General features: G+C 67.5%; 13 protein-coding genes. 7 read left to right on the top strand and 6 right to left on the bottom strand.

Features of this window, described 5'->3' with window-relative positions; translation table 11 throughout:
- Positions 1-8 precede the first annotated feature (8 nt).
- On the bottom strand, positions 9-731 hold the full coding sequence (locus tag E0L93_RS09025) for a FadR/GntR family transcriptional regulator (RefSeq protein WP_165874271.1): 723 nt from the start codon (positions 729-731) through the stop codon (positions 9-11).
- A 252-nt stretch (positions 732-983) separates the two neighbouring features.
- Between E0L93_RS09025 and E0L93_RS09020 the strand changes: the two genes are divergently transcribed.
- The 5 genes from E0L93_RS09020 to E0L93_RS09000 are packed head-to-tail and all read left to right on the top strand — an operon-like array spanning position 984 to position 6238.
- Positions 984-1988, top strand: a complete 1005-nt coding sequence (locus E0L93_RS09020; RefSeq protein ID WP_207890391.1) for a tripartite tricarboxylate transporter substrate binding protein — start codon at positions 984-986, stop codon at positions 1986-1988.
- A gap of 30 nt (positions 1989-2018) precedes the next feature.
- A complete protein-coding gene (locus E0L93_RS09015) occupies positions 2019-3548 on the top strand; it encodes a tripartite tricarboxylate transporter permease (RefSeq protein WP_132691087.1) in 1530 nt (509 codons plus the stop codon).
- Complete coding sequence (locus tag E0L93_RS09010; RefSeq protein ID WP_165874270.1) at positions 3545-3976, top strand: tripartite tricarboxylate transporter TctB family protein; 432 nt, start codon at positions 3545-3547, stop codon at positions 3974-3976. The genes E0L93_RS09015 and E0L93_RS09010 overlap by 4 nt, the downstream gene beginning before the upstream one ends.
- Positions 3977-3987: 11 nt before the next feature.
- Positions 3988-5064 (top strand): tartrate dehydrogenase, encoded by a 1077-nt coding sequence (locus tag E0L93_RS09005; RefSeq protein ID WP_132691083.1) that lies wholly within the window; start codon positions 3988-3990, stop codon positions 5062-5064.
- 34 nt (positions 5065-5098) lie between these two features.
- Complete coding sequence (locus E0L93_RS09000) at positions 5099-6238, top strand: mandelate racemase/muconate lactonizing enzyme family protein (RefSeq protein ID WP_132691081.1); 1140 nt, start codon at positions 5099-5101, stop codon at positions 6236-6238.
- Between the two features lie 21 nt (positions 6239-6259).
- Here the strand turns inward: E0L93_RS09000 and E0L93_RS08995 are convergent, their stop codons facing one another.
- The gene (locus E0L93_RS08995; protein WP_132691079.1) at positions 6260-6988 is read right to left on the bottom strand and encodes an SDR family oxidoreductase; all 729 of its coding nucleotides are present in this window, start codon (positions 6986-6988) and stop codon (positions 6260-6262) included.
- Between the two features lie 151 nt (positions 6989-7139).
- Between E0L93_RS08995 and E0L93_RS08990 the strand changes: the two genes are divergently transcribed.
- Both E0L93_RS08990 and E0L93_RS08985 read left to right on the top strand, forming a co-directional pair.
- Entirely contained in the window at positions 7140-7346 is a 207-nt protein-coding gene (locus E0L93_RS08990) for a hypothetical protein (RefSeq protein WP_132691077.1), read from the top strand.
- Between the two features lie 40 nt (positions 7347-7386).
- Entirely contained in the window at positions 7387-8238 is an 852-nt protein-coding gene (locus E0L93_RS08985) for a glycosyltransferase family 2 protein (RefSeq protein ID WP_132691344.1), read from the top strand.
- Here the strand turns inward: E0L93_RS08985 and E0L93_RS08980 are convergent.
- The 4 genes from E0L93_RS08980 to E0L93_RS08965 are packed head-to-tail and all read right to left on the bottom strand — an operon-like array spanning position 8235 to position 12332.
- A complete protein-coding gene (locus tag E0L93_RS08980; RefSeq protein WP_132691075.1) occupies positions 8235-9176 on the bottom strand; it encodes a glycosyltransferase family 9 protein in 942 nt (313 codons plus the stop codon). The genes E0L93_RS08985 and E0L93_RS08980 overlap by 4 nt on opposite strands.
- Positions 9173-10522, bottom strand: a complete 1350-nt coding sequence (gene rfaE2 / locus E0L93_RS08975; RefSeq protein ID WP_243638166.1) for a D-glycero-beta-D-manno-heptose 1-phosphate adenylyltransferase — start codon at positions 10520-10522, stop codon at positions 9173-9175. Before rfaE2 ends, E0L93_RS08980 begins: the two co-directional genes overlap by 4 nt.
- Positions 10519-11124, bottom strand: coding sequence for a D-sedoheptulose-7-phosphate isomerase (locus E0L93_RS08970; RefSeq protein ID WP_132691073.1), 606 nt, complete (start codon positions 11122-11124; stop codon positions 10519-10521). The genes rfaE2 and E0L93_RS08970 overlap by 4 nt, the downstream gene beginning before the upstream one ends.
- A complete protein-coding gene (locus tag E0L93_RS08965) occupies positions 11121-12332 on the bottom strand; it encodes a glycosyltransferase (protein WP_132691071.1) in 1212 nt (403 codons plus the stop codon). The genes E0L93_RS08970 and E0L93_RS08965 overlap by 4 nt, the downstream gene beginning before the upstream one ends.
- Between the last annotated feature and the right edge of the window lie 36 nt (positions 12333-12368).

Here is a 12368-nt window from a genome sequence, read left to right as displayed (position 1 = left end):
CTCAGAACCTATTGTTCTGCTTTCTCTATAGAAGAGTGTGGTAATAGCCCCAGCATTCTAGAGTCAAAACTTACTTCCATATCTTTGGCAAACTCAAGAATATGGTCCCACATGGCTCTCCCGGCTGCCGGAGAGTCACCGGTTGCAACGGCGTGGTAGATCTCGCCGTGCGCCTTTAAAACCTTCGCCGAGCGTTCCTTCGACCACAGTCCCATCCGGCGGATCTCGAAGAGCATCGGCTCAATACCGCGGTATATCGACACCAGTAGAGGATTGTCTGCGGCCCGGATGAGGCAGTCGTGAAAGGCTATATCTGCGAAGATTCGTCCGCCGAGACTGTCTTTGTCGATATTTTCCTCAAGCTGCCGCAAAGTCCTCTCTAGCTGTGCCAGGCTGGCTTTGTCAATCCGGCTTGCCGCCAGCGCTGCAGCCTGCGGCTCGATAAACAGACGGACCTCCAGCAGGGAGAGGAAGGGAACCTCGTGGTGCTGCTCCCAGAATGGGAGCAGGGAGTTTGTTTCAGGAGCTGAGAAGTCCGTTACGAACGATCCTCGCCCCATTTGAATCTGGATCATCCGCCGTGAGCTTAGGATTCGCAATGCCTCTCGCACCGAGTTGCGGCTGGCCCCGAAACGCCCACAGAGCTTTCGCTCCGACGGGAGCTTATCCCCCGGCTTTAGCACGCCCATCCGGATCTCGTTCGCCAGCTCCTCGACTATCCGCTCAACCACGGTGCGGTACCTCGGTGCACTACCGGGATACATTGCCAACCCCGTCTCTCACTTCCGAACTCCAACCTTCCAGAATGTTAGCTCCTCTGAGTATCCTGCAATCTCATACTACTACCCAAAGGCTTACCTCGCGGTCACAAATTTAACATCAGGTTGTACTGGTACTACCAGTACAACCTGTGCTATTATAGAGGCGCTTAGTGGAAAGCGAGGAGTAATGGTAGCCTTCAAGACGCAAGGAGGAGGATCTTTGTGAACCTCAAGTTAGGGAGCTTGCGGGAGATCAGGGCTCTACTGGGGGTAGTTGCGTTCGGTCTGGCTCTTGGTGTGCTTATGGGTTGTGCCGCGCAGGAGGGAGGGGACTCCTATCCGAACCGGTCGATAAGCTACGTGATTCCGTTCGATCCGGGCGGGGAGTCGGACATCACGGCCCGGATACAGCAGGGCCCGCTGGAGGAGGCCCTGGGTGTCTCTGTTGTTGTCTCGCATCAGCCGGGCGGTGGCGGGGCGCTCGGATGGTCCGAGTTGACCAGGACCGAGCCCGACGGCTACACGATCATGGGGCACAACCTGCCGCATATAATCCTGCAGCCGATGGTCCGTGACGACGCGGGATACGAGACGGACCAGATAAACCAGGTTTACATCTTCCAGAGCACGCCCAACGCTCTGGTCGTACCGGAGGACAGCCCGTACCAGTCTCTGGAGGACTTGATCCGGGCGGCCGAGGAGAATCCGGGATCTATCACGCTCGGGGGTAGCGGCGAGTACACGGCCAATCACATTGGAACCCTGCTGCTCAACGAGCTCGCTGGCGTGGAGTTCACCTATGTGCCCTTTACCGGAACGGGATCTGCAGTGCCCGCGCTTCTGGGCGGTCAGGTAGACGGTCTGATGACCTACACGACGGCTGCCCTGGACATGGAGGAGCAGGGCGTGCGGGTTCTGGCCGTTGCGGCCGAGGAGCGGGTCTCCCAGCTGCCCGACGCGCCAACGTTCCAGGAAGAGGGCTACGACCTGGTGGAGGGAGCCTTCAGGGGGGTCGCGGTGCCGCCCGAAACGCCCGAGGAGATCATCCAGACGCTCGCCGAGGCCTTCCGCGAGGTGAACAACGACCCGCAGGTCATCGAGCAGATGGAGGAGCTCGGCTTCACGCTTGAGAACCTGGGACCGGAAGAGGCCCGGGAGCTCACCCAGGAGCGTAGAGAGGTCTACGAGCGGCTGCTGGAAGACCTCGAGGAACTCGAGACCGGGTAGCGGCGACCAGGGGCAGGCGGGCGGGGTGTCATGCTAGAGCTGTTAGTCGACGCGGTAATCCAGAACCTCTCGCCGGGGCTCTTCATCCTCATCATCCTGGGCGTGATCGGGGGCATGGCCCTCGGGGCCATGCCGGGGTTGAGCGTCACGGTTGGCCTGGCGCTGCTCTTGCCGATCACGTTCACGATGGATCCCGTGAGCGGGCTGGTTCTGATGGGAGCTTTCTACATGGGAGCGGTGTACGGCGGGGCGTTCACCTCCATCCTGGTGAACGCTCCCGGCACGCCGTCCTCCATCGCCACGGCGTTCGACGGCTACCCGATGACCCGCCAGGGACGCAGCGAAGAAGCTATAGTCGGGGTGACCATAGCCTCGGTGATTGGAGGTCTCGCAGGCGTGGCGGGCCTCATCTTCTTCGCACCGCTTCTGGCGAACTTCGTGCTGAACTTCGGCCCGCAAGAGTACTTCTGGATCGGCATCTTCGGGTTGACCATGATCGCCAGCCTGGCCGCGAGATCCCTGGTGCTGGGGCTCATAGGGGGATTCTTGGGGCTGCTGCTCTCCTCCGTAGGAGTGGCGCCGGTGGGTGGGGATGTGCGCTTCACCTTCGGTTTTACCTACCTGCAGGGCGGTGTGCCCCTGATCGTGGCGCTCATAGGGCTGTTCACGGTTCCTGTGATCATCGATATGATCGCCAACCCGGGTGCCCGCCACGCCGAGATGATGGATGGGGGTGGCAGGGGAGGTGCCGGGGTGGTGTGGTCTACCGTGCGCGATGTGCTCTCGCGTCCCATGAACCTCATCCGTTCCTCGGTGATCGGGACGGTCGTGGGAGCCCTGCCCGGGGCCGGCGGGAACATCGCCAACCTCATTGCGTACAACGAGGCCAAGCGGACCTCCAAGCGATCCGAGCGGTTCGGCAAGGGAGAGGTGGACGGGGTGGTCGCGCCCGAGACGGCCAATAACGCTGTGGTGGGAGCGGGATTGATACCGCTGCTCACGCTGGGCATACCGGGCGCTCCTCCAGATGCCGTTATCTATGGTGTGCTGCTCTTGCACGGCCTGCGTCCCGGACCCGACCTGTTCGTAGCCCAGGGGCCGCTCGTGTTCACCTTCATGGTCTCCATAGCCATAGCGGCGATCGTCATGATCCCGGTCGGGCTTATTGCGGGGCGGGCCCTGCAGCGGGCCGTGGTGAGCATGCCAACCCGTTATCTTGCCCCGGCGATCGTGCTGCTTACCATCGTCGGCTCTTACGCCGTGCGCAACAACGTGGCCGACGTGGGCCTGATGCTGCTCCTGGGGATAGCCGGCTACGTTCTCAGGGAGCTGGGCATACACCCGGCTACTATAGTACTCGGGCTCGTCCTCGGCCCGATCATCGAGACGGGCCTGGTGCAGGGGCTTCTGGCGGCCTCCGGACTTGAGACTCCCTGGACGAGCTTCTTCACCAGACCCATCAGCTTGGTCATCATAGCCATGACCATTCTGGCGGCTCTGTGGCCCCTGTGGGTCAGCCGCCGGGATCAGCGGGCCCGAGAGATGCAGGAGGAAGGGTGAAGCTCAGTCTCGTTGCCGGAATCGTTACGCTGGTCATTGCCTTGTCATTCGGGTTGCAGCGCAACTTCAGCCCTCTGGGAGGTTTGTTCCCCGACGCCGTGCTCACGGTACTTACCTTACTGGGGATAGTGATGATCATCAGGGGGATTCGTGAGCCGGCTCGCGAGCGCCCCTTCGCGGGTATCGCCGCCTCCGGTCTGCTGGCTGCTATCGCGATCCTCGCCGTGTGGGTTTTCTCCCTCGGTGTGGCAGGTTTCGTCATAAGCGGTCTGGTATTCTTCCTTATCACCGCCCTCTTTCTCAGGGAGCGCCCGGTAAGGATCAGGGTGGTGTTGGTCGACGCTGCGATCTCTACATTGTTCGTGGTCGGAATCTACCTGATCTTCACCCGGGTGCTTCTGATTCCTCTTCCCCAGGCCCCGTTCTAGAAAGGAGAGATATGGCGCACAGGATAGCTGTCGTTCCTGGTGATGGCATAGGGCGCGAGGTGACCCCGGAGGCTCAGCGAGTGCTGGATCGCTGCGGTGAGATTTGGAGCTTCGAGCTTGAGTGGAGCCTCTTTGAATGGGGGTGCGAGTACTACCTCAATACCGGCCGTATGATGCCCGAGGACGGCCTTGAGCAGCTCCGGCAGCACGAAGCCATATTCCTGGGAGCGGTAGGTTATCCCGGTGTGCCAGACCACGTTTCTCTGTGGGGGCTTCTGATCCCCATCCGCCGCACCTTCCAGCAGTACATAAACCTGCGTCCGGTCAGGCTCTTTGACGGGATAGAGAGCCCGCTGCGCAAGGCTTCGGCTGGGGAACTGGACTTCGTAATCGTGCGGGAGAACAACGAAGGCGAGTACTCTGAGATAGGAGGACGCCTCTACCGGCAGACCGAGCACGAGCTCGCCGTGCAGCAGTCCACGTTCACCCGCCGGGGTACGGAGCGCGTCATCCGCTACGCCTTCGAGCTCGCGCAAGAGCGCAACGGCGTCTTGGCCTCCGCCACCAAGTCCAACGGGATAATCCACACCATGCCCTTCTGGGACGAGATCTTCGCGCAGGTCTCCGCCGACTTCCCCGAGGTAGAGACCGGGCAGTACCACATCGATGCGCTGAGCGCGCTCTTCGTGCTCAAGCCGCAGAGCCTCGATGTAGTCGTGGCATCAAATCTGTTCGGAGACATCTTGAGCGATCTGGGAGCGGCCGTAGCGGGCAGCATCGGGATAGCGCCCTCGGCCAACCTCAACCCCGAGAGGGAGTACCCCTCGATGTTCGAGCCGGTACACGGCTCCGCGCCGGACATAGCCGGGCGGGGTATAGCCAACCCCATAGGCCAGATCTGGTCCGGGGCCATGATGCTGGAGCACCTCGGCCATCCGGAGGCCGCTGCCGGCGTTGTGAGCGCGATAGAGCGAGTGCTCGGGGAGACGAGTATCCGCACGCCGGATCTCGGGGGCGCCTCGAGCACTGCCGAAGTAACCGACGCGGTCCTGGGCGCACTCAACGAACAAGCCGGCGCAAGACCTTGATCGGTGAGAAACTTAGTTCGAGAGGGGAGCGAGATTGAAGATAGCTAGCGTGGAGACTATCCCTGTCAAGCACACCCTGAAGGAGCCCTTCGGCAACGGACAGGGCTGGACTACCTCCCGCCAGTACCTGATCGTGCGCGTCACATCTTCGGACGGCATAGCCGGCTACGGCGAGTGCTGGGGACCCATAGCCGGCAATGATAGAGTCGTAGGTGAAATTATAGCCCCCCTGCTCATCGGGCAAGACCCGACCGACACGGCCCGTTTGTGGGAGCAGATTCACTTCAAGCTGCGCTGGGCCTACCACTCGTTTGCGCCTTACAGCGCCCTCTCCGGTGTGGATATAGCTCTGTGGGACTTGAAGGGCAAGCTGATCGGGCAGCCCGTTCACAAGCTGCTGGGCGGAGCCTTCCGGGACTCCGTGCCTGCATACGCCACGGGGCACTACTTCCGGCGGGTAGATCGCTTGGAGGACCAGATCTCTGCGGTACTCCAAGAGGCCAAGGAACACTTGAGTGAGGGATTCAAGACGCTGAAGCTCAAGATCGGGTTGAAGCTTCTGGGCTGGGGACCCGAGGCGGACATAGCTCTTATGCGGGCTCTGCATGAGGAAGTGGGGTCTCGCGCCTCGCTCATGATAGATGCGAACTGCGCCTACAGCCTTCCGGAGGCGATTAAAGTTGGTCGGGCTGCGGAAGAGCTCGGGGTGTCCTGGTTTGAGGAACCTCTTCCTCCGGATGATCTGGACAACTATGTCCGCCTTTCGGAGAAGCTGGATATTCCGGTGGCGGCAGGGGAGAGTTGGGCACTGCTCTCCCGCTTCCACGAGGTCTTCCGGCGTCAGGCTGTCTCCATTGCTCAACCCGACGTGTGTTCTGCAGGGGGCATCACAGAGGTCAAGCGTATAGCCGACCTGGCTCATGCGCTGAACGTACCATGTATTCCACATGTATGGGGCACTCCTATTGCTCTGGCCGCATCCCTCCATGTGCTCGCCACCCTGCCGCGCCACGCCCTACTCGAGTTCGACCGTTCCGAGAACGCAATTCGTGAGGGGCTGCTAACACGGCCTTTCGCCGTGCGCCCCGACAGCACCGTTGCAGTCCCGGACGGTCCCGGCCTGGGGATAGAGGTGGATGAAGAGCAGCTCGACCGTTTCCGGGTAGCAGCTTAGATCTGCCCGAACTGCGGACTCCTACGGGTAAGAGGTCTCGGTCATCGGGGTCACGACGAGCTCCTGAATTACCGATTCTTCCGGCTGGCAGACCATGAACAGAATCGCCGCGGCGACGTTCTCCGGCGGCTGAAGGGTCTCCTTGGGCGGGGGCGGGTCCAGGGTCCGGAAGAAGTTGGTCCGCATGCCGCCGGCGACGAGCGCCATCACCCGGACGCCGCGCTCCCGGCCTTCGGCATGCAGGGCTTGGGTCAGGCCCATCAACCCGTGCTTCGAGGAGGAGTAAGCGGTGGCGTTGCTCCAGCCCTTCTTGGCAGCGGTGGAGGCTACGTTCACGATCTGCCCGGAGCCGCGCCCGGCCATGTGCGGGAAGACGGCCCGGGAGAGCAGCCAGGGGCCCCTGAGGTTGGTGTGGTGGACCCGGTCCCACTCCTCGAGCGTCAGCTCGGTCGCCGGGCGGATGTAGTCTATCCCGGCGTTGTTTATCAGGATGTCCAGGCGCCCCTCGCCGGTGAGGATGCTCTCGACGGCTTGCTCTACGGAGCCGGGGTCGGTAACGTCCAGGTGCAGGGCGCGGCCCCCGATCTCCTCCGCGACCTTCCCGGCTCCGGCCTCGTCTATGTCTCCGGCGACCACCCGCGCTCCGTGCCGGGCGAGGATTCTGGCCGTGGCGGCCCCCAGGCCCCCGGCGGCCCCGGTTACGAGCGCCACCTTGCCCCCCAGGTCGAAGGTAAGACCGTTCTCGGGCATCTCTCACACCTCCGTGATCTGCAGACTCAGAGAGTAGACTTCTCCACAGGGAGCCCTTTTCAAACGTAGAAGCGGTAGAATCCCCCGAAAGTTTGCCGCCGGCAACCGGCGGGTATGGGCTAACGGGATGCCGGTAGAGAGAGGAGGAAGGATGGACGACGCCGTGAAGCAGCGCCTGATCACCCTGCTGGCCGCGGGCATAGCCTACGCCCTGAGCCACTTCGTGGTCAGCCGGTTCGTGGATATCCCCGAGCGGCGGGGGCTGCGGGACGACGTGCTGGAAGCTCTCATCAAGGGCGGGACGAGCGCACTCTCTACCGTGCTGGCAGCCGTGATCGTGCGGCGTATCTTCCGCTAGCAGAGCTTTGCGAGGGCTCGCAGAGCACCACGACGGCCGGATGGCCGTCGTGGTGGCGACCCGCAACCGGCGGGAAGAGCTGCTCCGCTCGCTCGGGCGCCTCGTAGCGCTGCCCGAGCGGCCGGAGATCGCCGTGGTGGACAACGCCTCCACCGACGGTACGCCGGAGGCCGTGCCGGATGCGTACCCGCAGGTGCGGGTGATCCCGCTGGAGAGAAACCTCGGAGCCGCGGCCCGCACGGTGGGCGTCCGGGCAGTGCGGGCTCCCTACGTGGCGTTCGCCGACGACGACTCCTGGTGGGAGCCCGGCGCACTGGCGCGTGCGGCCGATCTTCTGGATGCGCACCCGCGCCTCGGGCTGGTGGCGGCCCGCATACTGGTGGGACCCGAAGAGCGGGAGGACCCTATCTGCGCCGGGATGCGGGAGAGCCCGCTGCCGGAGGACAGGCCGGACCTTCCGGGGCGTCCGGTACTGGGTTTCCTGGCCTGCGCCGCCGCTGTCCGGCGCCAGGCTTACCTGCAGGCCGGGGGCTTCATTCCCGGGCTCGGGGTGGGGGGAGAGGAGGAGTTTCTGGCCGCGGACCTCGCCGCCGCGGGCTGGGGGGTGAGGTACGTTGAAGAGCTCACGGTTCATCACTACCCCTCCGCCCTGCGCGACGCGCGCGAGCGGCGGCGCACCGCGACCCGCAACGCCCTCTGGTTCCTCTGGCTCCGGCGGCCGCTCCCGGTCGCGGCCCGCCGTACCCTGCGGGTGCTGGCGGCCCTGCCGCGCGGCGGCGTGTCGGCCCGGGGCGTGGCGGACGCTCTGCTGGGAGCACCCGGCCTGATGCGCCGCCGCCGGGCCGTTCCGCCGCACGTCGAGCGGAGCCTGCGGGCTCTGGACGGGTCTTAGACCGCCGCCCGCTCGGGTAGCTCTTCGAGTGCCGCCAGCACCTCCGCAACCTGTATGGCGAGCAGGCCCGGGTCCGGGCGACCGGCGTGCGGGTCGCCCGTAGTACCGCGCCAGAGCACCCGGTGCCAGGGTCTTTCGGGCGGCGGTCCCCACCTGTCCGGTGAGGTCGGGCCGAAGAGCACTACCGAGGGGGTACGCAGCGCGGTTGCCAGGTGCGCGATCCCCGTGTCCCCCGAGAGCACCCGGCCCGCGCCAGCCACCAGCGCGGCGAGCGCGGCGAGGTCCGTGCGGCCGGCGAGGACCGCCCTGGGCGGCAGCCCCGCTTCGCGGGCGATCTCGCGGGCGAGGTGCACCTCATCTGCGCTCCCGGTGAGGAGCACGCGCCGACCCTTCCGGCGCTCGGCGCGCGCAACGGCCGCCCACCGTCCGGGCGGCCACCGGCGGGCGGGGCTCGCCGCTCCGGGGTGTATCAGGGTGGCGCCGCGGATCTCGGGCGGAGCCGGGGGCGGGTCGCGCAGCTCCAGATCGTCCGGATCGGCCGGGATGCCGGATTCTTCGAGCAGGCGGCACCAGCGTACCCGCTCGTGCTCCTCCTCGCACCACTTTGGCCCGCCCGCGCTCTCGGGGACGGCGGGGTTGCGGTAGGAGATCATCTGCTGCGGCCGGGAGTCCAGCAGGACCCGGTGGCTCTGCGGGCCGCAGCCGTGCAGGTTCACAGCGAGGCTCGCCCCGCGCAGGACGGGGGAGAGCGGGGCCAGGGGGGCGGTATCTTCTAGCCCGTCTACGGCCCCGATCAGGGCGACGAGCGGGGCGAGCGACCGCGGCGCGGCCAGCACCCGGCGGTGGTCCGGATAGGCGCGCGCGAGCGCCCGCAGGGCGGGCACGGCCGTGAGCAGGTCGCCCAGCCCCAAGGCCCGCAGGATCACGAGCGTCTTCACGGGGCGGTTTCGCTCCGGCTGATGGCTTCCCGAATCAGGCGCGTCGTCGAGCGGCCCTCGACGTAGGGCAGGATCTCGACCCGGCCGCCCCACTCCTCGAGCACGCGCGCCTCGGGCAGCTCTTCGGGCCGGTAGTCTCCGCCCTTGGCGAAGACGTGGGGCCGGATGCGCCTGAGGGCCCGTTCCGGGGTGTCCTCGTCGAAGACCAGCACCGCATCCACGCACCCCAGCGCGCGCAGCACCGCGGCCCGGTCCTCCTCGCCGACGAGCGGCCGGTCCGCGCCCTTGATGCGCCGCACCGAGGCGTCGGAGTTTAGCAGCACGATGAGGCAGTCTCCCAACCGGCGCGCCCGCTCCAGCATGCGCACGTGCCCGGCGTGCAGCAGGTCGAAGCAGCCCCCCGCGGCCACCACCGTCCCGCCGCGCTCCCGCACGCGCCCAGCGAGATCCTCGGGAACGGAGTCTCCGGCAGGAATTACTGACCCGGCCCCGCCGGCCGCGACGAACCCGGAGGCCGAGACCACGGCTCCGGAGACCGCCTCCTCGAGCGGGGCGCCTCCGGCGAGGAGCGCCGCCGCTGCGGCGGCGAACCTGTCCCCGGCCCCGCACACGTCGGTCGGGGAGACCGGGGGTGCGGGGAGGGTGAGCCGCTCTTTGGAGCGGGTGGCGAGCACGGCGCCGGAGCTCCCGAGCGTCACGGCCACCGCGCCGGCCCGCCACCGGGCGGCGAGCCGGGCGGCGGACTCTGCCGGGTCCTCGATGCCGGGCGTCAGGCGGGCGGCCTCGTCCCGGTTCGGGGTCGCCAGGCGTACGCCGGGTACCGGCTGCGCCCCGCGCGGGTGCGGGTCCCAGATCACCGGGACGTCCGGGGCCAGCCGGGAGAGAAGCTCTCTCAGCTGCTCTCCGGCGGTGATTCCGCGTCCGTAGTCCGCAACGAGCACGGCGTCCGCGCTCTCCAGCGCCCGCCGGGCCTCTTCGGCCGGCCGGCCGGGCTCGCCGGGGGCGCCCCCGCGGTCCAGCCGGAGGAGGGTCTGCCCGCCGCAGCGGACCCGGATCTTCTCCGGGGTGCGGCCGCGGAGCCCCAGGTCCACGACCCCGACCCCGAACCCTTCCAACAGCGCTGCGAGCTCGCGGCCCGCGGCGTCTCCGGCCAGGGCCGTCACGAGCGTGACCCGGTGCCCGTCGCGGGCGGCGAGAGTGGCGGCGAGGCCCGCGCCGCCGGGCCGCGAGCGGCGCTCCAGCTCGTCCACGACCGGGGCCGGGGCGTCGGGGCAGACGCGCTCCACCCGGCCCTCCACATCCCGGTCCAGCAGCGCGTCCCCGACGACCGCGATGCGGCGGCTCACCGGGCGGCCTCCCGGGCGGCGGGGGAGGAGACGCCGACGGCCGCGTCCACGGCGGCGCAGATCAGGTGCACGGCGACCTGGTGGACCTCCTGCACAGTCGCCGTCGCCGGGGCCGGAATGCACAGGGCGTCGTGCGCCAGGCGCGCGAGCGGGTTCGGGTAGCGGCCGGTCAGGGCCCAGACGGTCATCTCGCACTGCAGGGCCGCTGCGGCGGCGGCCAGCACGTTGGGGCTGCCGCCGGAGGTGGAGAGGGCGACCAGCACGTCCCCCGGCCGGCCGTGCGCCCGGACCTGGCGGGCGAAGGCCTCTTCTGCCCCGTAGTCGTTGGTGATCGCCGTGAGGCTCGAGCCCTCGGCGTGCAGGGCCAGGGCGGAGAAGGCCGGGCGGTCGTCCCGATAGCGGCCCACGAGCTCGCTCGTGAGGTGCTGGGCGTGGGCGGCGCTCCCGCCGTTGCCGGCGGCGAGCAGCCTCCCGCCGCTCAGCAGGACGCGCGCGAGGTGGCGGCCCCAGCCCTCGATGCGGTCCACCTCGGATTCGAAGCCGGCCAGGGCCTCTGCGAGAGCGGCCAGGTGGGCCCGGCCGGTGAGAAGCTCGCGGCTCACCGGAGAACCTCCTCTCTGCGGGCGGGGGACCGGTTCAGGAGCTCGCGGTAGACCTCCAGGGTCTCGGCCGCGATCCTGGACCAGCCGTAGCGGGTCTGGGCTCTGAGGACTCCGGCGGCCCCGAGCGCCCGGCGCCGGGCGGGGTCCGCGAGCAGCTCGCGGACGGTCTCGGCTAGGCGCTCCGGAGAGCGGGGTGGCACGTGGAGACCCGTCACGCCGTCCACGACCGAGTCCAGGAGGCCCCCCACGGCCGAGGCGACCACGGGCACGCCGCAGGCCATCGCCTCTAAAGGAACGATACCGAACGGCTCGTACCAGGGTACGCAGACCACGACGTCGGCGGAGCGCAGGAGCGGCGGGATCTCCTCCCGCGCCATCCGGCCCCGGAGGTGGACGCGGTCTTCTACTCCGAGGGACGCCGCCAGCCGCCGCAGCCGCCGGGCTTCGGGGTCCCGGTCGAGATCTGGGGCGTCCGGGCCTCCGGCCACGACGAGTTCGGCATCCGGGATCCCGGCGAGGGCCGAGACGACGTTGCCTACCCCCTTGCGCTCCACCAGCCGGCCGACCACGACCAGCCGGTGGCGGGCCGCCGGAGCTTCCTCCGCCGGCCCGTCCGGGCGGAAGAGCTTCAGGTCCACACCGCAGGGGACGACCGAGATCCGTTCCAGGGGAACTCCCAGGCGCGCCAGTTCGAAGACCTCGTCGGTACAGGTCGCCAGGATGCGGCCGGCCGAGCGGCCTATCTCCCGCTCGGTGGGGATGCGCTCTTCGGGGCTCGTGTCCCGGTCTCCCTGATGGCGGCGCTTGACGGTGCCCAGAGCGTGGTAGGTGTGCACGACGGGGACGCCGCCGGCCGCTGCGAGCGCCGCCCGCCCGCTCATCCAGAAGTGGGAGTGGATCACGTCCGGCCGGAAGGGTTTGAGCGAGCGCTCCAGCTCCCCGGCGAACTCGTCCATGTAGGGCAGCAGCAGATCTTTGGGAATGGGGGCCGGGGGACCGGCGTCCAGGTGCTCGACGATCACCCCGGGAGCGAACCGCACGCGGCGGGGGAGGTCCGGGGCGTCGCGGCGGGTGTAGACCACGACCTCCGCTCCCCGGCGCGCCAGCGAGTGGGCAAGCGAAGCGACGTGGACGTTCTGGCCTCCCGCGTCCACCCCGCCCACGGTGGCGAGCGGGCTCGCGTGCTCGGACACCATCGCTACCTTCATCCGGGGCACACCTCCTGGGTCCCGCAACTCTCTCAC

The organism is Rubrobacter taiwanensis, assembly GCF_004337705.1.
GTDB lineage: Bacteria > Actinomycetota > Rubrobacteria > Rubrobacterales > Rubrobacteraceae > Rubrobacter_C > Rubrobacter_C taiwanensis.
Note: the sequence above shows the minus strand (reverse complement) of the source record. Positions and strands in the feature narration are given on the sequence as shown.